Below are 24220 nucleotides of genomic sequence, written 5' to 3'. Positions count from 1 at the left end.
AATTAACGACGAAGTAAAAGTAAGGTGGAATAACAATGAGTGCGTCGTTGGCGATCCTGACCATCGGCATTGTACCTATGCAGGAAGTTTTACCGCTCCTGACTGAGTACATTGACGAAAATAACATTTCCCATCATAGCCTGCTGGGGAAGTTAAGCCGCGAAGAAGTGATGGCGGAGTATGCGCCAGAAGCAGGCGAAGAAACGATTCTTACATTATTAAATGACAATCAACCGGCTCACGTCTCGCGTCGTAAAGTAGAACGCGATCTGCAAAGCGTGGTTGAAGTGCTTGATAACCAGGGTTACGACGTCATTTTGTTGATGAGTACGGCAAACATTAGCAGTATGACGGCGCGTAATACAATCTTTCTGGAGCCGTTGCGTATATTGCCACCGCTGGTTTCTACCATTGTCGAAGGTCATCAGGTCGGTGTAATCGTACCGGTTGAAGAACTGTTGCACGTTCAGGCACAAAAATGGCAAATCTTGCAGAAACCGCCCTTGTTTTCACTGGGTAACCCTATTCATGATTCTGAACAGAAAATCATTGATGCCGGGAAAGAACTACTGGAAAACGGTGCGGATGTCATCATGCTGGATTGTTTGGGATTTAATCAGCGCCATCGTGATTTACTGCAAAAACAGCTTGATGTTCCTGTTTTGCTCTCTAACGTATTGATTACAAGGCTGGCTGCAGAATTACTGATGTGATTTTGCGTGACAGCCAGCGCCTCTGGCCCCTATAGTGAAGTAGACGTTCAACTACCAGACAGGGCCAGTTTATGCTTCAAAGTAATGAGTACTTTTCCGGCAAAGTGAAATCGATCGGCTTTTCCAGCAGCAGCACTGGTCGCGCCAGCGTTGGTGTCATGGTTGAAGGCGAATACACCTTCAGCACCGCCGAACCTGAAGAGATGACGGTAATCAGCGGGGCGCTGAATGTGTTACTGCCTGACGCGACCGACTGGCAAGTGTATGAAGCCGGCTCTGTATTTAATGTTCCCGGCCACAGCGAGTTCCATCTGCAAGTTGCTGAACCGACCTCTTATTTGTGCCGCTATCTGTAATATCTCGCCTTCCCATTTAATGGGAGGGCATTTTTCTGGAATATTCTTTATTTGGTAATAATAAACGCCAGTGGCTGCTGGTTTTTATATTTTCGATATATACATAAAATATCAAATTGATATAAATCTTAGCGAAGATTGTGAATAAAAATAATAGGTTGATAACTTGTATTACTGATTTTGACGAACCGTCTATAAACTCATTGCATCAGTTATCCGCGCGTAATTTAAAATAGTGGAAACACCGGTTATCGCCTTAAAAATCGCGAATGATTATATCAATGTCAGGTTTGACTTTTTACGCCGGATAAGACGCGTCTGGCGTCGCATCCGGCATTGAAGGCAAATCAGCAATTAACGTTGTGCTTCGCCACCCAATCCTTCGATCAGGTTTTGAATTAATGCCGCCAGTTCACCGGTCATCAGGATGAAATCGGCGTCAAAACGCTGGGCGAAATCTTCTCGGTCGATATCTTCGTTTTGATCGCGCAGTTCGTCGCAGAATTTCAGGCGTTTGAGCGAACCATCATCACACATCACAAACTGAATGCGCTGCTGCCAGTCGAGCGCCAGTTTAGTCACCACTTTTCCGGCTTCAATGTGATTAGTGATCTCTTCGCTGGTCAGATCCTGTTTCTTCGCGCGGATCACGCCGCCATCTTCCAGCAGCGATTTCAGCTCGGCTTCATCAAGCAACTGGAAGCCCTGCGCCGCGCTACCGGAGCGTACCCATTCGGTCAGCGTCAGTTCAATCGGGTTTTCCATGCTCAATGGTACAACCGGTAACGACCCCAGGCTTTTACGCAGCAGTGCCAGCGTATCTTCTGCTTTTTTGGCGCTGGCGCAGTCCACCATAATCAACCCGTTAACCGTGTCGATCCACATCATGGTCTGGCTGAAGCGGCTAAAAGCGCGCGGTAACAGAGAGTGCAGCACTTCGTCTTTCAGCGAATCTTTTTCGGTTTTCTTCAGCTTACGCGCCTGTTCCGCTTCCAGTTTGGCGATTTTCGCTTCCAGCGCCTGTTTAATCACCGGAGACGGGAGGATTTTTTCTTCTTTACGCGCGCAGATAACAATTTGACCATTGGCAACGTGCGTTAATGCATCGCTGTGCGATCCCATCGGAGGAACCCAGCCCATCTTCGCCATGTCCTGGCTTCCGCATGGGGTAAATGCCATCGAGGCTAGCTGTTTTTCCATCTCTTCTGCACGCAGCGAAATTTCGCGGCTAAGACGGTAAACCATTAAATTTTTGAACCACAGCATGATAATTTCCACGGCCTTGTCGTTAAATTTAGCGGGCATGATAACGAATTGTCGGCGGCCTTGCATTGCCAATCCGGTTGTCCGTCTCTACGCTATTGATATTGAAAAAAATAAGGAGAGTACCGTGCGTATAGGTATCGATTTAGGCGGCACCAAAACTGAAGTGATTGCACTGGGCGATGCAGGAGAGCAATTGTACCGTCATCGTCTGCCTACGCCGCGTGATGATTACTGGCAAACTATTGAAACTATCGCCACGTTGGTTGATATGGCGGAGCAGGCGACGGGGCAGAGCGGAACAGTAGGTATGGGCATTCCCGGCTCGATTTCGCCCTACACCGGCGTGGTGAAAAACGCTAATTCGACCTGGCTTAACGGTCAGCCATTCGATAAAGACTTAAGCGCGCGGTTGCAGCGGGAAGTGCGCCTGGCAAATGACGCCAACTGTCTGGCGGTTTCGGAAGCGGTAGATGGCGCGGCAGCGGGAGCGCAGACGGTATTTGCCGTGATTATCGGTACGGGATGCGGCGCGGGCGTGGCGTTCAATGGGCGGGCGCATATCGGCGGCAATGGTACGGCAGGCGAGTGGGGACACAATCCGCTACCGTGGATGGACGAAGATGAACTGCGTTATCGCGAAGAAGTCCCTTGTTATTGCGGTAAAAAAGGCTGTATTGAAACCTTTATTTCGGGCACCGGATTTGCGACGGATTATCATCGGTTGAGCGGACATGCGCTGAAAGGTAGTGAAATTATCCGCCTGGTTGAAGAAAGCGATCCGGTTGCAGAGCTGGCATTGCGTCGCTATGAGCTGCGGCTGGCAAAGTCGCTGGCACACGTGGTGAATATTCTCGACCCGGATGTGATTGTGCTGGGGGGCGGGATGAGCAATGTTGACCGTTTATATCAAACGGTTCCGCAGTTGATTAAACAATTTGTCTTCGGCGGCGAATGTGAAACGCCGGTGCGCAAGGCGAAGCATGGTGATTCCAGCGGCGTACGCGGCGCCGCGTGGTTATGGCCGCAAGAGTAAAAAATTCAGGTAATTGGTACATCATGCCTGATGCGACGCTTGCCGCGCCTTACCCGGCCTACAAAATGAGCCGTCCCGGAGCCCGTAGGCCGGATAAGGCGCTCGCGCCGCATCCGGCACCGTGCTCAGATGCCTGATGCGACACTGGCGTGTCTTATCAGGCCTACGAAATGAGCAGCTCGTGGTCGGATAAGGCGTTCACGCCGCATCCGGCAATAAACAACGCGCACCGTTAGTGCAACTTACCCAGTGGTTTCGCCAGCACCGGACTGTCCGCCACTTGCTGGCGCTTATAGCGACCATACAGCAGCAACGAAGACATCGCTGCAAACGAGAGCAGGGCAGCAGGCAGCGCCACATAATTATATGCCAGCCCCAGCGTCAGCATCATACCACCGCAATATGCGCCGACGGCGCTGCCGAGGTTAAACGCTATTTGCCCGCCTGCGGCACCTAATAATTCTCCGCCTTTGGCATTTTGCAGTAACAATATTTGCAGCGGTGCCGAAAGGGCAAATAACCCTGCGCAACAAATAAAAGCAAAAATAAGCGACGTTGTTTTCATGCCGCCGAAGAAAAAAAGCATGAGCAACGCCAGCACAATAATGAAGTCAGTTACTGCTGCAATACGCAAAGGCGAGTAACGTCCTGAAATACGTCCACTTAGAATATTTCCCAGAACCATCCCCAGCCCAACTAACATCATAATAAACGTCATCGCCGTTTCCGAAAAACCGGAGATAAACATCATGTAAGGTTTTACGTAGCTGAACCAGGCAAATACACCGGCATTGCCAAACATCGTGGCGGCAAAAATTAACCACGGTGCGGGGCTACGCAAAAAGTGAAATTGTTCGCGCAGCTTTCCTTTCGCCTCGTCGCGAATATCCGGCACCCAAAAATAGACCGATGCCATCACCGCAATATTAAAAACAGCGATCAATAAAAAGGTGTAACGCCAGCTAAATTCCTGACTTAAATACGTTCCCAGCGGAATGCCCAGCAGATTGGCGACTGTCATCCCGGAAACCATCCCCGCCACGGCGGCGGTGACTTTGCCGGGTTTGATAATTTTCGATAACACGATCGCGCCGACGCCAAAAAATGCACCATGCGGAAAGCCGGAAACCAGCCGACCAATGGCGAGCATCAGGTAAGACGAAGAGAGCGTGAACATGGCGTTGCCAATGACGCACAACGCCACCAGAAACAACAAGATATGTTTGAGTGAGTAGCGGCTGGAAAAGAGGGCGATGATTGGCGCACCGACCACCACCCCCAGCGCATAATACGAGATCATATGCCCGGCAGCAGGAATCGAAATTCCTACGTTATGCGCCAGCTCCGTGAGCACGCCCATAATGCCAAATTCGGCCATCCCCAAACCAAACGTGCCCAGAGCCAACGATAAAATGACTTTTTTCATACCACCATCACAACCACCAGGACGGCTACGAATCACCGTAGCCAATAAAGTGATAGCTTGCAGGATAACGACCAGCGAGGCCAAGAGATAATTCGCCCTTCTGTATTCATTATCCTGCTGAATAGTTATTTCACCGCAAACGTGTTGTCCAGTTTGCTGTAGCCCAGGCCGTTGATCTTCTTCACTTTGATCTGCACCGGAATACGCTCTTTCATCGCTTCAACGTGGCTAATCACGCCGATAGTTTTACCACTGGCGTTCAGGGCATCCAGCGCATCAAGGGCGGTATCCAGCGTTTCGCTATCCAGCGTGCCGAAACCTTCATCGAGGAATAACGAGTCAATGCGCGTTTTATGGCTGACCAGATCCGAAAGCGCCAGCGCCAGTGCCAGACTGACGAGAAAACTCTCTCCGCCGGAAAGCGTTCGGGTATCGCGTACTGCATCTGCCTGCCAGGTATCGACAACCTCGACTTCCAGCGCCTCGCTGGTTTTACGCTGTAACAAATAGCGCCCGTGCAGGCGGGTAAGTTGCTGGTTAGCGAGATGAACTAAATTATCCAGCGTCAGCCCCTGGGCAAACTTGCGGAATTTGTCGCCCTCTTTGGAACCTATTAGCGAATTGAGATAACCCCAGTCTTCAACCTGCTGTGTTGTCTGGGCAATTTGCTGCATTAAGGTTTGTTGTTGCTGACGGTTGTCTGCATCCTGCTTCAACTGCTGGCGAATTTCGCCTTGACTCGTGGTGTTTGCACGCAACTTTTGGTTAGTTTGCGCTAACTCTTGTTGAATCTGCTCCACCGTCACAGTGAGAACTAACTCGTCAGGTCGGTGTTGCTGATGCTGTGCCAGCGTTTCTGCTGTTTGAGTGGCCAGCGTTTGCGCCTGACGACGCTGGTTTTCCAGATTCTGCTTGAGCTGTTCCAGTTGCGTTAGTGTCTGTTCATCCATTAGCGCCGCAAGGAACGCCTGCTGATCGTCAAAGACGCTGGCCTGTAGCGCGGTGTCAAACTGTGTCTGGGCTTTTTGCAGACCTTGCGCCGCCAAAACCTCTTGTTGCTGCAAGGTTTGCCGCTGGCTTTGCAACGCGAGACATTGCTCATGAACTTGCCGCCAGTTTTCCAGCGTCACAGTAGCTTCGCTGTGTGGCAGTTCATCATTTTGCGGCAATGTGTCCAGAATCGGCGTCAGCTGCTGAATACGGTTTTGCAGCGCGGTTAATTCGTTCTGGCGATGTTGCCAGCTCTGCGCTTCTTGCTGACGTGTCGCCAACCAGCTCTCTTCTTCATCTTCCTGTGGCAATGTCAGTGCATAACCGGCCAATGCCGTTAAGAGCTGCTGCTGGCGTTGTTCAATTTGCTGTTGATACTGGATAATTTGCTGATTATGCGCGGCAATCTGCCCTTGTAATTCATGTCGTTGGCTGAGTAACCGCAGCTGGCGTTCGTGCTCATCTTGTGCATCTAGCCACGGTTGAATATCGTCCTGTGGCTGCAAGGTGATATTGAGGCTGGCCGTGACGGCTTGCCATTGTTGAGTAAGTGCTTGCTCATCTTGTCGGAGGCTTTGCGCTTCGTTTTCATCACGCTGAAGCTGCTTTGTTAAGGCGTCCAGTTGCCCACGTAGCGTCGCACCTTCTTCACCGAGCTTTTTAACTTCGTTTTCCAGCGCCAGTAATCGAGACTGATTAACACCAGGCTCCAGCGCCTGATACGCCTCGACCGCTGGGTGGCTGGTGGAACCACAAAGTGGGCAAGGCTGACCCGCCTGTAACTGCGCGCGCTGGGCTTCCAGCGTTTTAATGCGCGCTTCCTGCTCGCAAATGGTTTTCACATCGGCAAGTTGCTGCGTCTTTTCTTTATAACGCTGGCGCATTTCGTTAAGTGCGGCATTACGTTGCGTCTGTTCCAGAGTGACATTCTGGATAGTGACCATTAACTGCGCCAGACGTTTTTGTTGGGGAACAATCTGCCCATGCAGCGCGACCAGGTGCTGACGCAGTGGGCGTTGCTCAGCATGTTGCGCCAGGGCGGTAGCAACTTCATCGGCGGTTAACGTCAACGTGATCGCCGCAAGCGCATTAAGTTTTTGCTCAGCATGGGTTAACTGTTGCTGCCATTGCCGCAGATGCTCGCGATCGCTGGTTTGTTGGGAGAACTGCGCACGCCAACCCGCCAGTTCGTTGTTCCACTGACGGAAGCGGTCGTGTTCCTGTAACCAGGTATTCAGGCTTTGTTGCTGCTGCTGTAATTCTGCTGACTGCTTCGCCGCGTGGTGACGAATATTTGCGCGAAGCGCCATTGTGCGCTGTAAGCGAGTATTTACTTCTTCAATCTGCTGACGAGTATGCGTTAGTGCCGCAGTGTGTTCTGCGATGTGTTCCCAGTGCGGACGAAGATTTCGTGCCGGTTGTGCCAGACTGAGCGCCGCCAGTTGAGGTTGCGCTTTTTCTTCCTCGGCTAACGCCTGTTGCAGTGCCTGCTGACGGCGGCTGGCGTCTTTTTGCAATTCATCCAGACGCGTTAACCAGTTAAGCGATTGTTGTTCTTGCTGCTGTGTGACGAGTAACTGTTTTTCTTCATCAGTGAGTACCTGCAAACTTTCTGTCAGCGATTGCACTTGCTCTGGTGCTAATAATGCGACACCGCTGGCCTGCGCTTGCAGTTTCTCCAGCTCAGTACGGGCCGATTTATGCTGTTCAAAGACCATCGCGGAGATTTGACCGTAAATTTCGGTGCCGGTTAACTCCTCGAGCAATTCCGCGCGTTCTTTGGGTTTGGCATTCAGGAAGGCAGCAAATTGTCCCTGCGAAAGCAGCATCGAACGGGTGAAACGCCCGTAATCCAGCCCGGTTAACGTCGCTGTCATTTCCAGCTTATCTTTCACTTTATCAGCGAGGATTTTGCCGTCTGCACAGCGCGCCAGCTCTACGCGCGGCACCTGCAAATTACCGTCCGGCTGGTTACGTGCCCGATTTTGGCTCCAGAACGCGCGGTACGCTTCACCTTTCACTTCAAATTCCACTTCCGCCAGACATTCGGCGGTATCGCGGGTCATCAGATCATTTTGCGATTGTGAAACGTTGGAGAGACGCGGAGTCTCGTGATACAGCGCCAGGCAGATGGCGTCGAGCAGAGTGGTTTTCCCCGCGCCAGTCGGGCCGGTAATCGCAAACAGCCCGTTGCTGGCAAACGGTTCGCGGGTGAAATCAATCTTCCATTCGCCTTTTAATGAGTTCAGGTTTTTCAGGCGCAGGCTGAGAATTTTCATGCTTCGTGTTCTCCGGCGAGGGTCTGCAATGTCGTGGCGAAAAGATGTTGCAAGCGTTGATGCTGCGATTCATCAAGTTCTTCCAGTGCCAGACGGCGATTAAAAACATCTTCGACGCTAAGTTCGCTGAGGGTTTCACGCCGTTGGCTGGCTAACACACGCTCGCGCTGTTCACGACTCCGGCGTACCAGCAATACTTCGACAGGCAGTGATTCGGTTAATGCCTGGATTTTGCGCTGAATATCATGCAGATACTCATCGGTAGTGATTTCAATATCCAGCCAGACAGGTGGCTCCTGTGGCACATCGCGCCATTGTTCAAGCTGTTCGGTAATCGACGCCAAATCGCCTTTCAGCACCGCCATCGGTTGTGTTACCGGTACGTTCAGGTTTTCCACGCTCTCTAATTTGCCGTTTGAAAAAGTTACCAGATGGACATATTTACTCTTGCCGCACTCATCAAAACTCAGTGGGATGGGGGATCCGCAATAGCGAACATGTTCCATGCCGCCAATAATTTGCGCGCGGTGAATATGTCCAAGCGCGATGTAGTCGGCTGGCGGAAAGTTTTGTGCCGGAAATGCGTCCAGCGTGCCAATATAAATGTCACGCACGGCGTCACTTTTACTGGCACCCACAGTCGTTAAATGCCCCGTGGCGATGATGGGAAGAGGTTGATTGCCGCGCAGCTTGCAGGCATCTGCATAGTGTTGTTGATAATAATCGGTGATCGCTGCCAGCAAATGTTGCTGTTTTTCCATGCCGTTAAGTCCCGCCTGGCTGGTAATAATGTCACGCGGGCGTAAAAAAGGAATGGGACACAGCACTGCGCCTGGCGTCCCGTCGCGACGAGGCAAGATTTGCGGCGCATGTCCGGCGCTGGCGACCACAGTAGTATTGAGGAACGCCATGATATCGCGCGATTCATTCAACGTGGCGACCGAGTCATGGTTTCCCGCCAGTACCACCAGATGACAGCCAGTTTGCTGTAAATTGACAACAAAACGATTGTATAACGTGCGGGCGTAACTGGGCGGCGAGCCGGTATCGAAAACATCACCGGCAACAATAATCGCATCCACCTGATGGGTTTGTGCTGTCTCCAGCAGCCAGTCAAGAAAAGCCTGGTGTTCAGCTTCGCGGCTTTTACTGTAGAAGTTCTGGCCGAGATGCCAGTCTGAGGTGTGAAGGATGCGCATAACGATTCTCTGGCGAAAAAGCATGGGCGCGATTATACCCAAACAGATGTGTCATTTGCTTTTTTCTGCGCCACGGAAATCAATAACCTGAAGATATGTGCGACGTGCTTTTCATAAATCTGTCATAAATCTGACGCATAATGGCGTCGCATTAATGATCGCAACCTATTTATTACAACAGGGCAAATCATGGCGAGACGTATTCTGGTCGTAGAAGATGAAGCTCCAATTCGCGAAATGGTCTGCTTCGTGCTCGAACAAAATGGCTTTCAGCCGGTCGAAGCGGAAGATTATGACAGTGCTGTGAATCAACTGAATGAACCCTGGCCGGATTTGATTCTCCTCGACTGGATGTTACCCGGCGGCTCGGGTATCCAGTTCATCAAACACCTTAAGCGCGAGTCGATGACCCGGGATATTCCAGTGGTGATGTTGACCGCCAGAGGGGAAGAAGAAGATCGCGTGCGTGGTCTTGAAACCGGTGCGGACGACTATATCACCAAGCCGTTTTCGCCGAAGGAGCTGGTGGCGCGAATCAAAGCGGTAATGCGCCGTATTTCGCCAATGGCGGTGGAAGAGGTGATCGAGATGCAGGGGCTAAGTCTGGATCCGACATCTCACCGGGTGATGGCGGGCGAAGAGCCGCTGGAGATGGGGCCGACAGAATTTAAATTGCTGCACTTTTTTATGACGCATCCTGAGCGCGTGTACAGCCGCGAGCAGCTATTAAACCACGTCTGGGGAACCAACGTGTATGTAGAAGACCGCACGGTCGATGTCCACATTCGTCGCCTGCGTAAAGCACTGGAGCCCGGCGGGCATGACCGCATGGTGCAGACCGTGCGCGGTACAGGATATCGTTTTTCAACCCGCTTTTAACGCCTTGCTCATCGGACGCAGAGCAGGGCTTATGATTTCATAACTGGAGTATCTTACGTGCTGGAACGGCTGTCGTGGAAAAGGCTGGTGCTGGAGCTGCTACTTTGCTGCCTCCCGGCTTTCATCCTGGGTGCATTTTTTGGTTACCTGCCCTGGTTTTTGCTGGCATCGGTAACAGGACTGCTTATCTGGCATTTCTGGAATTTATTGCGCCTTTCATGGTGGCTGTGGGTTGATCGCAGTATGACGCCGCCACCGGGGCGTGGTAGCTGGGAACCGCTACTATATGGCTTACACCAGATGCAGCTGCGAAATAAAAAACGCCGCCGCGAGCTGGGCAATCTGATTAAACGCTTTCGTAGTGGCGCGGAGTCGCTGCCCGATGCGGTGGTGCTGACCACGGAAGAGGGCGGTATTTTCTGGTGTAACGGACTGGCGCAACAGATTCTTGGCCTGCGCTGGCCGGAAGATAACGGGCAGAACATCCTTAACCTGCTGCGTTACCCGGAGTTTACGCAATATTTGAAAACGCGTGATTTTTCTCGCCCGCTCAATCTGGTGCTCAACACCGGGCGGCATCTGGAAATTCGCGTCATGCCTTATACCCATAAACAGTTGCTGATGGTGGCGCGTGATGTCACGCAAATGCATCAACTGGAAGGGGCGCGGCGTAACTTTTTTGCCAACGTAAGCCATGAGTTACGCACGCCGTTGACGGTGTTACAGGGTTACCTGGAGATGATGGATGAGCAACCGCTGGAAGGCGCGGTTCGCGAAAAAGCGTTGCACACCATGCGCGAGCAGACTCAGCGGATGGAAGGGCTGGTGAAGCAGTTACTGACACTGTCGAAAATCGAAGCCGCACCGACGCAGTTGCTCAATGAAAAGGTTGATGTGCCGATGATGCTGCGTGTTGTTGAGCGCGAAGCTCAGACTCTGAGCCAGAAAAAACAGACATTTACCTTTGAAATAGATAACGACCTCAAAGTGTCTGGCAATGAAGATCAGCTACGCAGTGCGATTTCGAACCTGGTCTATAACGCTGTGAATCACACGCCAGAAGGCACACATATCACGGTACGCTGGCAGCGAGTGCCGCACGGTGCCGAATTTAGCGTTGAAGATAACGGGCCGGGCATCGCACCGGAGCATATTCCGCGCCTGACCGAGCGTTTTTATCGTGTAGACAAAGCGCGTTCCCGACAAACAGGCGGTAGCGGACTGGGGTTAGCAATTGTTAAACATGCGGTAAATCACCACGAAAGCCGCCTGAATATTGACAGTACGGTGGGCAAAGGTACGCGTTTCAGTTTTGTTCTGCCGGAACGTTTAATTGCCAAAAACAGCAATTAATCTGCCTTTGTCATTTTTTGTTGCCATAAGCCAGCCGATGCTGGCTTTTTTTCTTTGCAGTCAAAAGATGGACGCTAAATTTTTACAACGGCTGGTGATTTTTTGTTCGCATGATAAGCCATATCTTTTTCACGGAAATAGTGTTTTATACTGGTTGGTGATTTCTTATCGTTATATCCCTCTGGTTTTTAGATCCCTTCTTGCTTTAAAACGTTATAAGCGTTTAAATTGCGCTTCAGGTGCTGTCATACTGACTGCATTCACGCGGTAAATCGAAAAACTATTCTTCGCCGCGCCTGGTTGGGAGTATTTCCCGCTAAAATTGTTTAAATATACCGCTGTATCATCCCCAGGGATTGGCACAAAAATTTAACGTTACAACACCACATCCACAGGCAGTATGATTTATGACCCATCAATTAAGATCGCGCGATATCATCGCTCTGGGCTTTATGACATTTGCGTTGTTCGTCGGCGCAGGTAACATTATTTTCCCTCCAATGGTCGGCTTGCAGGCAGGCGAACACGTCTGGACTGCGGCATTCGGCTTCCTCATTACTGCCGTTGGTCTGCCGGTATTAACGGTAGTGGCGCTGGCGAAAGTTGGCGGCGGTGTTGACAGCCTGAGCACGCCAATCGGTAAAGTCGCTGGCGTACTGCTGGCAACGGTTTGCTACCTGGCTGTGGGGCCGCTGTTCGCCACGCCGCGTACAGCCACCGTCTCCTTTGAAGTGGGGATTGCGCCGCTGACGGGTGACTCCGCGCTGCCGCTGTTTATCTACAGCCTGGTCTATTTCGCTATCGTTATTCTGGTTTCGCTCTATCCGGGCAAGCTGCTGGATACCGTGGGCAACTTCCTTGCGCCGCTGAAAATTATCGCGCTGGTCATCCTGTCTGTCGCCGCGATTGTCTGGCCTGCGGGTTCTATCAGCACGGCGACTGAGGCTTATCAAAACGCTGCGTTTTCTAACGGCTTCGTCAACGGCTATCTGACAATGGATACGCTGGGCGCAATGGTGTTTGGTATCGTTATTGTTAACGCGGCGCGTTCTCGTGGCGTTACCGAAGCGCGTCTGCTGACCCGTTATACCGTCTGGGCTGGCCTGATGGCGGGTGTCGGTCTGACTCTGCTTTACCTGGCGCTGTTCCGTCTGGGGTCAGATAGTGCGTCGCTGGTTGATCAGTCAGCAAACGGTGCGGCTATTCTGCACGCTTATGTTCAACACACCTTTGGCGGCGGCGGTAGCTTCCTGCTGGCGGCGTTAATCTTCATCGCTTGCCTGGTAACGGCAGTTGGCCTGACCTGTGCTTGTGCAGAATTTTTCGCCCAGTACGTACCGCTCTCTTACCGTACGCTGGTGTTTATCCTCGGCGGCTTCTCGATGGTGGTGTCTAACCTTGGTTTGAGTCAGTTGATTCAGATCTCTGTGCCGGTGCTGACCGCCATTTATCCGCCGTGTATCGCACTGGTTGTATTAAGTTTTACACGCTCATGGTGGCATAATTCGTCCCGCGTGATTGCTCCGCCGATGTTTATCAGCCTGCTTTTTGGTATTCTCGACGGGATCAAAGCATCTGCATTCAGCGATATCTTACCGTCCTGGGCGCAGCGTTTACCGCTGGCCGAACAAGGTCTGGCGTGGTTAATGCCAACAGTGGTGATGGTGGTTCTGGCCATTATCTGGGATCGCGCGGCAGGTCGTCAGGTGACCTCCAGCGCCCACTAAATCACTGATAATTTGTTTTAACCACGGGGCTGCGATGCCCCGTGGTTTTTTTATTGTGTTGATGGGTTAGGAATTGATGGAAAGTAAGAACAAGCTAAAGCGTGGGCTAAGTACCCGACACATACGCTTTATGGCACTGGGGTCAGCAATCGGCACCGGGCTGTTTTACGGTTCGGCAGACGCCATCAAAATGGCCGGTCCGAGCGTGTTGTTGGCCTATATTATTGGTGGTGTCGCGGCATATATCATTATGCGTGCGCTGGGGGAAATGTCGGTACATAACCCGGCTGCCAGCTCTTTCTCGCGTTATGCGCAGGAAAACCTGGGGCCGCTGGCAGGTTATATCACCGGCTGGACCTACTGCTTTGAAATCCTTATTGTCGCCATTGCCGATGTGACCGCTTTCGGTATCTATATGGGCGTCTGGTTCCCGACAGTACCACACTGGATTTGGGTGCTGAGTGTGGTGTTAATCATTTGCGCCATCAACCTGATGAGCGTGAAAGTGTTCGGCGAGCTGGAGTTCTGGTTCTCGTTCTTTAAAGTTGCCACCATTATCATCATGATTGTCGCCGGTTTCGGCATCATCATTTGGGGGATTGGCAACGGTGGGCAACCGACGGGTATCCATAACCTGTGGAGCAACGGCGGCTTCTTCAGTAACGGCTGGCTTGGCATGGTGATGTCGTTACAAATGGTGATGTTTGCCTATGGTGGGATCGAAATTATCGGGATTACCGCCGGGGAAGCGAAAGAGCCAGAGAAATCCATTCCGCGCGCGATTAACTCAGTGCCGATGCGTATTCTGGTGTTCTATGTCGGTACGCTGTTCGTCATTATGTCTATTTACCCTTGGAATCAGGTTGGCACTGCCGGTAGCCCGTTCGTGCTGACGTTCCAGCATATGGGGATTACCTTTGCCGCCAGCATTCTTAACTTTGTTGTGCTGACCGCTTCGCTGTCGGCAATTAACAGTGACGTGTTTGGCGTAGGTCGTATGCTGCACGGCATGGCAGAGCAGGGCAGCGCACCGAAAATCTTCAGTAAAACCTCGCGTCGCGGTATTCCGTGGGTAACTGTGCTGGTGATGACCACTGCGCTACTGTTTGCGGTGTATCTGAACTACATCATGCCGGAAAACGTCTTCCTGGTGATCGCTTCGCTGGCAACTTTTGCCACGGTGTGGGTGTGGATTATGATTTTGTTGTCGCAGATTGCCTTCCGTCGCCGCCTACCGCCAGAAGAAGTTAAGGCGCTGAAATTCAAAGTGCCTGGCGGGGTGGCAACGACTATCGCGGGGCTGATTTTCCTGGTCTTTATCATCGGACTGATCGGTTATCACCCTGAAACGCGAATCTCTCTGTACGTTGGTTTCGCGTGGATTGTTCTGCTGTTGATTGGCTGGATGTTTAAACGCCGCCATGACCGCCAGTTGGCTGAAAACCACTAATTCCCACGTTTGTAAGCCGGTTCAGGGTAGAGCCTGAACCGGTTATTCCGAAAGTTATCCGCCCCCGACCTCCTCCCCCAAATATCCTTCAGACGATGAGTGATCCTGCAGTAGGCTATGGCAATGTGATCAGATTTTCATCACAGGGGAATTATAATGTTGAATACATGGCACCTGCCGGTGCCCCCATTTGTTAAGCAAAGCAAAGATCAACTGCTTATTACACTGTGGTTGACGGGTGAAGAACCGCCGCAGCGCATTATGCTGCGCACGGAAAACGATAACGAAGAAACGTCAGTACCGATGTACAAACTGCGCAGTCAGCCACAGCCGGGCGTAACGGCATGGCGGGCGGCTGTCGATCTCTCCACCGGACAACCTCGGCGGCGCTATAGCTTCAAATTGCTGTGGCACGATCGCCAGCGATGGTTTTCGCCGCAAGGTCTTAGCCAAATACCGCCAGCGCGGCTGGAACAGTTTGCTGTTGATGTACCAGATATTGGGCCACAATGGGCCGCAGACCAGATTTTTTATCAGATCTTCCCGGATCGTTTTGCCCGTAGCTTGCCACGCGAAGCCGGGCAGGATCATGTCTATTACCATCACGCAGCCGGACAAGAGATCATATTGCGTGACTGGAATGAGCCGGTTACGGCGCAGGCGGGCGGATCAACGTTCTATGGCGGAGATCTGGACGGTATCAGCGAAAAACTGCCGTATCTGAAAAAACTCGGCGTGACGGCGCTGTATCTCAATCCGGTGTTCAAAGCTCCCAGCGTGCATAAATACGATACCGAAGATTATCGCCACGTTGACCCGCAGTTTGGCGGCGACGGGGCATTGCTGCGCTTACGCCACAATACACAGCAACAGGGAATGCGGTTGGTACTGGACGGTGTGTTTAACCACAGTGGTGATTCCCATGCCTGGTTTGACAGGCACAATCGCGGGACGGGTGGTGCTTGTCACAACCCCGAATCGCCCTGGCGTGATTGGTACTCGTTTAGCGATGATGGCACGGCGCTCGACTGGCTGGGCTATGCCAGCCTGCCGAAGCTGGATTATCAATCGGAAAGTCTGGTGAATGAAATTTATCGCGGCGAAGACAGCATTGTCCGCCACTGGCTGAAAGCACCGTGGAATATGGACGGTTGGCGGCTGGATGTGGTGCATATGCTGGGGGAAGCGGGCGGCGCGCGTAATAATTTGCAGCACGTCGCCGGGATCACCGAAGCGGCGAAAGAAACCCTGCCGGAAGCCTATATTGTTGGCGAGCATTTTGGCGATGCACGACAATGGCTACAGGCAGATGTGGAAGATGCTGCCATGAACTATCGCGGCTTCACATTCCCGTTGTGGGGATTTCTCGCCAATACCGACATCTCTTACGATCCGCAGCAGATTGATGCCCAAACCTGTATGGCCTGGATGGATAATTACCGCGCCGGCCTTTCTCATCAACAGCAATTGCGTATGTTTAATCAGCTCGATAGCCACGATACTGCGCGATTTAAAACCTTGCTCGGTCGGGATGTTGCGCGCCTGCCGCTGGCGGTGGTCTGGCTGCTCACCTGGCCTGGCGTGCCCTGTATTTATTACGGTGATGAAGTGGGGCTGGATGGCAATAACGATCCATTTTGCCGTAAGCCATTCCCGTGGCAGCCGGAAAAACAAGATGCTGAGCTATTTTCGCTGTACCAGCGAATGATTGCGCTGCGTAAGAAGAGTCAGGCACTGCGTCGCGGTGGCTGTCAGGTGCTGTACGCGGAAGATAACGTGGTGGTGTTTGTGCGCGTGCTAAATCAGCAGCATGTGCTGGTGGCGATCAACCGTGGCGACGCCTGTGAAGTAGTGCTGCCCGCATCGCCGTTGCTTAATGTCGCGCAATGGCAACGTAAAGAAGGTCACGGGCAACTGGCGGATGGCATTTTGACATTGCCTGCGATATCGGCGACGGTGTGGATGAATTAACGTCTTATAACGCCTTGCGCGACGCCTGCGCCATCATCCGGGGATAAAACTGCCAGAAGCGGGTTTCAAGGGCATCGTAATGGGCGTCTAAATCGTACCAGGAGTCACGCAGGGCATCCAGGCGTGGGCGACGGCTAGCCATACCGTTTAACACGCTCTGGATGAAATCCATATCGCGATAGCGCACCAGCCACTGCTCTGACCATAAGTAGTTGTTCAGATTGATAAAGCGTGGCGGTGAGTCCGGCAGAATAGTGATCACTTGTTCGCGGGCATAACAGACAAATTCCTCTAGCGGAAAATTGGGTGACAGCTGCGACCAGTGGCGGGAAAGAAAATGATCCCACATGACATCCAGAGTGATAGGCGCAACCCGGCGGGTTTCACTACGAAACCACTCCCGCGCTTCGCGGACTTCCGGCAGGTTGTCGGTTAATACGTCGATTCGCCGATGCATATGAATACCAGCCACGACGTCGGGTGGATAAATTTCATCGGGGTTTCCGCGAACGAAATCTGCCAGTAAGTTGCCAGAAAGCGAGCTTTCAGCGAGATGGGCTAAATGCAGGTGAGCTAAAAAATTCATCGATTATATTCTATCCAAAGGGGGGTAAAGGTTGCAGGGAGAGCGCCCCGGCACTAGACTACCCGCCTCTTATTTTAGTCTGAGTCAGTGTCATGCGCGTTACCGATTTCTCCTTTGAATTGCCCGAATCCCTGATTGCCCACTATCCCATGCCTGAACGCAGTAGCTGTCGTTTACTGTCGCTGGACGGGCCAACGGGCGCGCTGACGCACGGTACTTTCACCGATTTACTCGATAAGCTCAACCCCGGCGATCTTCTGGTTTTTAACAATACCCGCGTGATCCCGGCACGCCTGTTTGGGCGTAAAGCCAGCGGCGGCAAGATTGAAGTGCTGGTTGAGCGGATGCTCGACGACAAACGCATTCTTGCGCATATTCGCGCTTCGAAAGCACCAAAGCCGGGCGCTGAACTTCTGCTGGGCGATGACGAAAGCATTAAAGCAACAATGACAGCCCGCCACGGCGCATTGTTTGAAGTCGAATTTAATGATGATCGTTCGGTGTTGGATATTCTCAACAGCATCGGTCATATGCCGTTGCCGCCGTACATCGACCGTCCGGACGAAGATGCCGACCGCGAACTTTATCAAACGGTTTATAGCGAAAAACCGGGCGCGGTAGCCGCGCCGACCGCCGGACTGCATTTTGACGAACCTTTGCTTGAAAAATTGCGTGCCAAAGGCGTGGAGATGGCATTTGTGACCTTGCACGTTGGCGCGGGTACTTTCCAGCCGGTGCGCGTCGACACTATTGAAGATCACATCATGCACTCGGAATACGCTGAAGTGCCGCAGGAGGTGGTTGATGCGGTGCTGGCAGCGAAAGCGCGCGGAAATCGGGTGATTGCGGTTGGCACAACCTCTGTACGCTCTCTGGAGAGCGCAGCGCAGGCGGCGAAAAACGATCTCATCGAACCGTTCTTTGACGATACCCAAATCTTTATCTATCCGGGCTTCCAGTACAAAGTGGTCGATGCGCTGGTGACTAACTTCCACCTGCCAGAGTCGACGCTGATTATGCTGGTTTCGGCATTTGCCGGTTATCAACACACGATGAATGCCTATAAAGCGGCGGTAGAAGAGAAATATCGCTTTTTTAGTTACGGTGATGCGATGTTTATCACGTACAATCCGCAGGCAATTAATGAGCGCGTCGGGGAGTAATTCTGCGGCGCTGGTTTAAACGTTGGACTGTTTTTCTGACGTAGTGGAGAAAAAATGAAATTTGAACTGGATACCACCGACGGTCGCGCACGCCGTGGTCGCCTGGTTTTCGATCGTGGCGTAGTGGAAACGCCTTGTTTTATGCCTGTTGGCACCTACGGCACTGTAAAAGGGATGACGCCGGAAGAAGTTGAAGCGACCGGCGCACAGATTATCCTTGGTAACACCTTTCACCTGTGGTTGCGCCCAGGTCAGGAAATCATGAAGTTGCATGGCGATCTGCACGATTTCATGCAATGGAAAGGCCCAATCCTCACCGATTCCGGTGGTTTCCAGGTCTTCAGCCTTGGCGATATCCGTAAAATCACCGAACAGGGCGTACACTTCCGTAACCCGATCAACGGCGATCCGATTTTCCTCGATCCTGAAAAATCGATGGAGATTCAGTACGATCTTGGTTCAGATATCGTCATGATTTTTGACGAGTGTACGCCGTATCCTGCTGACTGGGATTACGCAAAACGTTCGATGGAGATGTCTCTGCGTTGGGCGAAGCGTAGCCGTGAGCGTTTTGACAGTCTCGGAAACAAAAATGCGCTGTTTGGTATCATTCAGGGCAGCGTTTACGAAGATTTACGTGATATTTCTGTTAAAGGTCTGGTAGATATCGGTTTTGATGGCTACGCTGTCGGCGGTCTGGCTGTGGGTGAGCCGAAAGCAGATATGCACCGCATTCTGGAGCATGTGTGCCCGCAAATTCCGGCAGACAAACCGCGTTACCTGATGGGCGTGGGTAAACCGGAAGATCTGGTTGAAGGCGTGCGTCGCGGTATCGATATGTTTGACTGCGTAATGCCAACACGTAATGCGCGTAACGGTCATCTGTTCGTGACCGATGGCGTGGTGAAAATCCGCAATGCGAAGTATAAGAGCGACACAGGGCCGCTCGATCCTGAGTGTGATTGCTACACCTGTCGCAATTATTCACGTGCCTACTTGCATCATCTCGACCGTTGCAACGAAATATTAGGCGCGCGACTCAACACCATTCATAACCTTCGTTACTACCAGCGTTTGATGGCGGGTTTACGCAAGGCTATTGAAGAGGGTAAATTAGAGAGCTTCGTAGCTGATTTTTACCAGCGTCAGGGGCGAGAAGTACCACCTTTGAACGTTGATTAATATTAATAATGAGGGAAATTTAATGAGCTTTTTTATTTCTGATGCGGTAGCGGCAACGGGTGCTCCGGCACAAGGTAGCCCGATGTCTTTGATTTTGATGCTGGTGGTATTTGGTCTGATTTTCTATTTCATGATCCTGCGCCCACAGCAGAAGCGCACCAAAGAACACAAAAAGCTGATGGACTCCATTGCTAAAGGTGATGAAGTTCTGACGAACGGTGGCCTGGTTGGTCGCGTAACCAAAGTAGCGGAAAACGGCTACATTGCTATCGCGCTGAATGACACCACTGAAGTAGTTATTAAACGTGACTTCGTAGCTGCCGTTCTGCCGAAAGGCACCATGAAGGCGCTGTAATTCAAATTTTTCCCTAAGGGAATTGCCGTGTTAAACCGTTATCCTTTGTGGAAGTACGTCATGCTGATCGTGGTGATTGTCATCGGTCTGCTGTATGCGCTTCCCAACCTGTTTGGTGAGGATCCGGCTGTTCAGATCACTGGTGCGCGCGGAGTCGCCGCCAGTGAGCAAACGCTGATCCAGGTCCAGAAAACGTTACAAGAAGAAAAAATAACTGCTAAGTCTGTGGCACTGGAAGAGGGCGCTATTCTTGCGCGCTTCGACTCCACTGACACCCAACTGCGCGCTCGTGAAGCATTAATGGGCGTTATGGGTGACAAATACGTCGTGGCGCTTAACCTTGCCCCGGCAACGCCGCGCTGGCTGGCAGCTATTCACGCTGAGCCGATGAAGCTCGGTCTTGACCTGCGTGGCGGCGTTCACTTCCTGATGGAAGTGGATATGGACACCGCGCTTGGCAAGCTCCAGGAACAAAATATCGATAGCCTGCGCAGCGACCTGCGTGAAAAAGGCATCCCATATACCACCGTTCGTAAAGAAAACAACTACGGCCTGAGCATCACCTTCCGTGACTCTAATGCGCGTGATGAAGCCATTGCGTATCTGAGCAAGCGTCATCCTGATCTGGTGATTAGCAGTCAGGGCAGCAACCAGCTGCGTGCGGTAATGAGCGATGCACGTCTGAGCGAAGCGCGTGAATATGCGGTGCAGCAGAACATCAACATTCTGCGTAACCGTGTAAACCAGCTTGGTGTTGCTGAGCCGGTGGTACAGCGCCAGGGCGCTGACCGTATCGTTGTTGAACTGCCAGGTATCCAGGATACCGCTCGCGCGAAAGAGATTCTGGGCGCGACGGCAACGCTGGAATTCCGTCTGGTAAACACCAACGTTGACCAGGCCGCTGCCGCGTCTGGCCGCGTACCGGGTGACTCTGAAGTGAAACAGACCCGCGAAGGTCAGCCGGTTGTGCTGTACAAACGCGTGATCCTGACCGGTGACCATATCACCGACTCCACTTCCAGCCAGGACGAATACAACCAACCGCAGGTTAACATCTCGCTCGACAGCGCAGGTGGCAACATCATGTCTAACTTCACGAAGGACAACATCGGTAAACCGATGGCGACCCTGTTTGTGGAGTACAAAGACAGCGGTAAGAAAGATGCAAACGGTCGTGCGGTACTGGTGAAACAGGAAGAGGTGATTAACATCGCTAATATCCAGTCTCGTCTGGGCAATAGCTTCCGTATCACCGGCATCAACAACCCGAACGAAGCCCGCCAGCTGTCACTGCTGCTGCGTGCTGGTGCATTGATCGCGCCAATTCAGATTGTTGAAGAACGTACCATTGGCCCGACTCTGGGTATGCAGAACATTGAACAGGGGCTGGAAGCGTGTCTGGCTGGCCTGCTGGTTTCTATTCTGTTCATGATCCTCTTCTATAAGAAGTTTGGTCTGATTGCGACCAGTGCTCTGGTTGCCAACCTGATCTTGATCGTCGGTATTATGTCACTGTTGCCAGGCGCAACGCTGAGTATGCCAGGTATCGCGGGTATCGTCTTAACCCTTGCGGTGGCGGTCGATGCGAACGTACTGATCAACGAACGTATTAAAGAAGAGTTGAGCAACGGGCGTACTGTTCAGCAGGCAATTGATGAAGGTTATCGCGGTGCATTCAGTTCCATCTTTGATGCGAACATCACCACGCTGATTAAAGTCATCATCCTGTACGCAGTGGGAACCGGGGCAATTAAAGGGTTCGCGATTACTACCGGTATCGGTGTGGCAACGTCGATGTTTACCGCGATTGTTGGTACGCGTGCCATCGTAAACCTGCTATATGGCGGCAAGCGCGTCAAGAAGCTGTCAATCTGAGGAGTGCGATGTGGCACAGGAATATACTGTTGAACAACTAAACCACGGCCGTAAAGTCTATGACTTTATGCGCTGGGACTACTGGGCTTTTGGCATCTCTGGTCTGCTGTTAATCGCCGCGATCGTCATTATGGGCGTGCGCGGCTTTAACTGGGGGCTGGATTTCACCGGTGGTACGGTTATCGAAATTACGCTCGAAAAACCGGCTGAAATTGACGTAATGCGTGATGCATTGCAAAAAGCGGGTTTTGAAGAGCCGATGCTGCAAAACTTTGGTAGCAGCCACGACATCATGGTTCGTATGCCGCCTGCCGAAGGTGAAACCGGCGGTCAGGTGCTGGGCAGCCAGGTTCTGAAGGTGATTAACGAATCCACCAATCAGAACGCGGCGGTGAAGCGTATTGAGTTCGTCGGTCCGAGCGTGGGTGCAGACCTTGCACAAACCGGCGCAATGGCGCTGATGGCGGCGTTGCTGTCTATCCTCGTGTACGTAGGTTTCCGCTTTGAGTGGCGACTGGCGGCAGGGGTCGTTATCGCGCTGGCGCACGACGTTATCATTACGCTGGGTATTTTGTCGTTATTCCATATCGAGATTGACCTGACCATTGTGGCATCGCTGATGTCGGTCATCGGTTACTCGCTTAACGACAGTATCGTGGTATCGGACCGTATTCGTGAAAACTTCCGCAAGATCCGTCGCGGTACACCTTACGAAATCTTTAACGTGTCCTTGACCCAGACGCTGCACCGTACCTTGATCACATCCGGTACTACCTTGATGGTTATCCTGATGCTGTATCTCTTCGGTGGTCCGGTGCTGGAAGGCTTCTCGCTGACTATGCTTATCGGTGTTTCCATCGGTACGGCATCTTCCATCTATGTTGCATCGGCGCTGGCTCTGAAACTGGGCATGAAGCGTGAGCACATGCTGCAGCAGAAAGTGGAAAAAGAAGGGGCGGATCAGCCGTCAATTCTGCCTTAATCAAGTTTCAGTTGATGTTGAAAATCCCGGTCAGAAGATCGGGATTTTTTATATGAGGTGATTGCGAAAATCTCCCCATCTTGGGAAACTGCGCGTAACCCTACATTTTATCCAGGTAACTTTTCATGGCTATCATCCCAAAAAACTATGCGCGGTTAGAAAACGGTTATCGCGAAAAGGCGCTGAAACTCTATCCGTGGGTGTGCGGACGTTGCTCCCGTGAGTTTGTTTACTCCAACCTGCGTGAGCTTACCGTTCACCACATTGATCATGACCATACCAATAACCCGGAAGATGGTAGTAACTGGGAATTGTTGTGTCTGTATTGCCACGATCATGAGCATTCGAAATATACCGAAGCGGATCAGTATGGTACGACGGTTATCGCAGGGGAAGATGCGCAGAAAGATGTCGGTGAAGCGAAATACAACCCTTTCGCTGATTTAAAAGCGATGATGAATAAGAAGAAGTGATAAAAAATGCCGGATGTTGCATCCGGCATTTCAACTATTAGAAGTTGTAACCTACCACCAGGTAACCACCCCAACCGGTAGAGCGAACGTTGAAGTTGCCGTTACCGAAGTTCAGCTCTGCATCGTCGTTCCACTGACCACCGTCGTGCCAGTAACGAGCAACGACAGAGTAGTGCCAGTGATCATAGTTCAGAGCCAGAATATGGCTGGAAGCGATAGAGTTATTGGTACGCGTCTTAATACCGTTGATTGCGTTACCGCTGTCATCACCCAGATCGGAACCCCAGTCAAAGTTGGTGAAACCGATGTAGCTTAACTGACCGCCCCACAGATCGGTAATCGGCACAAAGTATTTAACTTTGAAACGGTAACCGTCCCACTCGTTTTCGTTCGCTGCACCGTAGTTCTGCCACTGGTATTTCGCATACACGTTCAAGGACAGGCTCATCGGCAGGCCAGTGTCGATGTCCGTACCCAGACCCATGTACCAGGTGCTCTGGCGACCATCTTTATTACGACCCATGTCGTAAATATAGTTGTTCGCGAAGTACCACTCTTTGAACGGACCGAAGCTAAGGTCAGTATTGGTCAGCTTGTCGATGGAGAAACGCGGCTCGATTTCCATAAACAGCGGAGAACCGTGGTTCCAGATACCTTTTGCATCGGAGTTACCGCCGAAGAATACCGGCGCATCCGCATAACCATAAAAGTCGAACCAGTCTTTTTTAGCGAATGCTTCGTACTCCAGGTAGGTATCGTTGCGGATCTGCGGTCCGAAACGGGTGTGATAACTTCCTACGACGTTAACGCTCTGGTGCCACCAGTCGGAGAGATACTGCGGTTTGTCGTTTTCAGCTGCGTTGACAGTAAAAGACGAAGAGAGCGCCAGTACCGCGCCGGCTGCCAGTAATGTTTTTTTCATATGTATGCCACTGTTTGAAAATCCCTTGCGGGAGTGAAAA

At 51.8% G+C, this 24220-nt stretch carries 20 protein-coding genes; 14 read left to right on the top strand and 6 right to left on the bottom strand.

Annotation, left to right across the window (positions count from 1 at the left end; genetic code table 11):
• Positions 1-35: 35 nt before the first annotated feature.
• Together A7098_RS20430 and ppnP are read left to right on the top strand one after the other, a co-directional pair.
• Positions 36-713: an AroM family protein gene (locus A7098_RS20430; RefSeq protein ID WP_001276432.1), complete on the top strand. Its 678-nt coding sequence runs from the start codon at positions 36-38 to the stop codon at positions 711-713.
• Between the two features lie 71 nt (positions 714-784).
• Complete coding sequence (ppnP, locus tag A7098_RS20425) at positions 785-1069, top strand: pyrimidine/purine nucleoside phosphorylase (protein ID WP_000941942.1); 285 nt, start codon at positions 785-787, stop codon at positions 1067-1069.
• A gap of 354 nt (positions 1070-1423) precedes the next feature.
• Here ppnP and rdgC read toward each other — a convergent pair whose 3' ends face one another.
• The gene (gene rdgC, locus A7098_RS20420; protein ID WP_001298537.1) at positions 1424-2335 is read right to left on the bottom strand and encodes a recombination-associated protein RdgC; all 912 of its coding nucleotides are present in this window, start codon (positions 2333-2335) and stop codon (positions 1424-1426) included.
• Between the two features lie 124 nt (positions 2336-2459).
• On the opposite strand from rdgC, the gene mak reads away from it, so the two are divergent.
• Positions 2460-3368: a fructokinase gene (gene mak, locus A7098_RS20415; RefSeq protein WP_198599197.1), complete on the top strand. Its 909-nt coding sequence runs from the start codon at positions 2460-2462 to the stop codon at positions 3366-3368.
• 232 nt (positions 3369-3600) lie between these two features.
• On the opposite strand, the gene araJ is transcribed toward mak, so the two are convergent.
• The 3 genes from araJ to sbcD form a co-directional block, all read right to left on the bottom strand.
• On the bottom strand, positions 3601-4794 hold the full coding sequence (gene araJ, locus A7098_RS20410; protein WP_032224900.1) for an MFS transporter AraJ: 1194 nt from the start codon (positions 4792-4794) through the stop codon (positions 3601-3603).
• Positions 4795-4919: 125 nt separating this feature from the next.
• Positions 4920-8063, bottom strand: coding sequence for an exonuclease subunit SbcC (gene sbcC / locus A7098_RS20405; protein ID WP_105281359.1), 3144 nt, complete (start codon positions 8061-8063; stop codon positions 4920-4922).
• Positions 8060-9262: an exonuclease subunit SbcD gene (gene sbcD, locus A7098_RS20400; protein ID WP_001221336.1), complete on the bottom strand. Its 1203-nt coding sequence runs from the start codon at positions 9260-9262 to the stop codon at positions 8060-8062. Before sbcD ends, sbcC begins: the two co-directional genes overlap by 4 nt.
• Before the next feature lie 189 nt (positions 9263-9451).
• Here sbcD and phoB point away from each other — a divergent pair, with 189 nt between their 5' ends.
• The 5 genes from phoB (at position 9452) to malZ (ending at position 16642) form a co-directional block, all read left to right on the top strand.
• The gene (phoB, locus tag A7098_RS20395; protein ID WP_000113933.1) at positions 9452-10141 is read left to right on the top strand and encodes a phosphate response regulator transcription factor PhoB; all 690 of its coding nucleotides are present in this window, start codon (positions 9452-9454) and stop codon (positions 10139-10141) included.
• A gap of 57 nt (positions 10142-10198) precedes the next feature.
• A complete protein-coding gene (phoR, locus tag A7098_RS20390) occupies positions 10199-11494 on the top strand; it encodes a phosphate regulon sensor histidine kinase PhoR (protein WP_000893608.1) in 1296 nt (431 codons plus the stop codon).
• Positions 11495-11901: 407 nt separating this feature from the next.
• Positions 11902-13221, top strand: coding sequence for a branched-chain amino acid transporter carrier protein BrnQ (brnQ, locus tag A7098_RS20380; RefSeq protein WP_000149639.1), 1320 nt, complete (start codon positions 11902-11904; stop codon positions 13219-13221).
• Between the two features lie 76 nt (positions 13222-13297).
• Positions 13298-14671: a proline-specific permease ProY gene (gene proY / locus A7098_RS20375; RefSeq protein ID WP_010344685.1), complete on the top strand. Its 1374-nt coding sequence runs from the start codon at positions 13298-13300 to the stop codon at positions 14669-14671.
• A gap of 153 nt (positions 14672-14824) precedes the next feature.
• A complete protein-coding gene (gene malZ / locus A7098_RS20370) occupies positions 14825-16642 on the top strand; it encodes a maltodextrin glucosidase (protein WP_176251506.1) in 1818 nt (605 codons plus the stop codon).
• A gap of 4 nt (positions 16643-16646) precedes the next feature.
• Here the strand turns inward: malZ and acpH are convergent, their stop codons facing one another.
• The gene (gene acpH, locus A7098_RS20365) at positions 16647-17228 is read right to left on the bottom strand and encodes an ACP phosphodiesterase (RefSeq protein WP_001009861.1); all 582 of its coding nucleotides are present in this window, start codon (positions 17226-17228) and stop codon (positions 16647-16649) included.
• Between the two features lie 92 nt (positions 17229-17320).
• Between acpH and queA the strand changes: the two genes are divergently transcribed.
• The 6 genes from queA (at position 17321) to yajD (ending at position 23258) form a co-directional block, all read left to right on the top strand.
• Entirely contained in the window at positions 17321-18391 is a 1071-nt protein-coding gene (queA, locus tag A7098_RS20360; protein WP_016159202.1) for a tRNA preQ1(34) S-adenosylmethionine ribosyltransferase-isomerase QueA, read from the top strand.
• Between the two features lie 54 nt (positions 18392-18445).
• Positions 18446-19573 carry a tRNA guanosine(34) transglycosylase Tgt gene (gene tgt, locus A7098_RS20355; RefSeq protein WP_000667317.1) on the top strand — a complete coding sequence of 376 codons (1128 nt, stop codon included), beginning with the start codon at positions 18446-18448 and terminating at the stop codon, positions 19571-19573.
• Between the two features lie 22 nt (positions 19574-19595).
• A complete protein-coding gene (yajC, locus tag A7098_RS20350) occupies positions 19596-19928 on the top strand; it encodes a preprotein translocase subunit YajC (RefSeq protein ID WP_000007629.1) in 333 nt (110 codons plus the stop codon).
• Between the two features lie 27 nt (positions 19929-19955).
• Complete coding sequence (gene secD / locus A7098_RS20345) at positions 19956-21803, top strand: protein translocase subunit SecD (RefSeq protein ID WP_000934830.1); 1848 nt, start codon at positions 19956-19958, stop codon at positions 21801-21803.
• A 10-nt stretch (positions 21804-21813) separates the two neighbouring features.
• Positions 21814-22785: a protein translocase subunit SecF gene (gene secF / locus A7098_RS20340; protein WP_000046637.1), complete on the top strand. Its 972-nt coding sequence runs from the start codon at positions 21814-21816 to the stop codon at positions 22783-22785.
• A 125-nt stretch (positions 22786-22910) separates the two neighbouring features.
• Positions 22911-23258, top strand: a complete 348-nt coding sequence (gene yajD / locus A7098_RS20335) for an HNH nuclease YajD (RefSeq protein WP_000974807.1) — start codon at positions 22911-22913, stop codon at positions 23256-23258.
• A gap of 37 nt (positions 23259-23295) precedes the next feature.
• On the opposite strand, the gene tsx is transcribed toward yajD, so the two are convergent.
• Complete coding sequence (gene tsx / locus A7098_RS20330) at positions 23296-24180, bottom strand: nucleoside-specific channel-forming protein Tsx (protein ID WP_010344683.1); 885 nt, start codon at positions 24178-24180, stop codon at positions 23296-23298.
• Between the last annotated feature and the right edge of the window lie 40 nt (positions 24181-24220).

Source organism: Escherichia sp. MOD1-EC7011, assembly GCF_002965005.1.
GTDB lineage: Bacteria > Pseudomonadota > Gammaproteobacteria > Enterobacterales > Enterobacteriaceae > Escherichia > Escherichia ruysiae.
This window is presented reverse-complemented; position numbering and strand designations above follow the sequence as displayed.

Bases quoted from the DNA above. Each gene is read 5' to 3' on its own strand.
- queA (WP_016159202.1), top strand. From the start codon at position 17,321: ATGCGCGTTACCGATTTCTCCTTTGAATTGCCCGAATCCCTGATTGCC.
- tsx (WP_010344683.1), bottom strand. From the start codon at position 24,180: ATGAAAAAAACATTACTGGCAGCCGGCGCGGTACTGGCGCTCTCTTCG.
- proY (WP_010344685.1), top strand. From the start codon at position 13,298: ATGGAAAGTAAGAACAAGCTAAAGCGTGGGCTAAGTACCCGACACATA.
- tgt (WP_000667317.1), top strand. From the start codon at position 18,446: ATGAAATTTGAACTGGATACCACCGACGGTCGCGCACGCCGTGGTCGC.
- sbcC (WP_105281359.1), bottom strand. From the start codon at position 8,063: ATGAAAATTCTCAGCCTGCGCCTGAAAAACCTGAACTCATTAAAAGGC.
- yajC (WP_000007629.1), top strand. From the start codon at position 19,596: ATGAGCTTTTTTATTTCTGATGCGGTAGCGGCAACGGGTGCTCCGGCA.
- A7098_RS20430 (WP_001276432.1), top strand. From the start codon at position 36: ATGAGTGCGTCGTTGGCGATCCTGACCATCGGCATTGTACCTATGCAG.
- sbcD (WP_001221336.1), bottom strand. From the start codon at position 9,262: ATGCGCATCCTTCACACCTCAGACTGGCATCTCGGCCAGAACTTCTAC.
- ppnP (WP_000941942.1), top strand. From the start codon at position 785: ATGCTTCAAAGTAATGAGTACTTTTCCGGCAAAGTGAAATCGATCGGC.
- acpH (WP_001009861.1), bottom strand. From the start codon at position 17,228: ATGAATTTTTTAGCTCACCTGCATTTAGCCCATCTCGCTGAAAGCTCG.
- yajD (WP_000974807.1), top strand. From the start codon at position 22,911: ATGGCTATCATCCCAAAAAACTATGCGCGGTTAGAAAACGGTTATCGC.
- brnQ (WP_000149639.1), top strand. From the start codon at position 11,902: ATGACCCATCAATTAAGATCGCGCGATATCATCGCTCTGGGCTTTATG.
- araJ (WP_032224900.1), bottom strand. From the start codon at position 4,794: ATGAAAAAAGTCATTTTATCGTTGGCTCTGGGCACGTTTGGTTTGGGG.
- phoB (WP_000113933.1), top strand. From the start codon at position 9,452: ATGGCGAGACGTATTCTGGTCGTAGAAGATGAAGCTCCAATTCGCGAA.
- rdgC (WP_001298537.1), bottom strand. From the start codon at position 2,335: ATGCTGTGGTTCAAAAATTTAATGGTTTACCGTCTTAGCCGCGAAATT.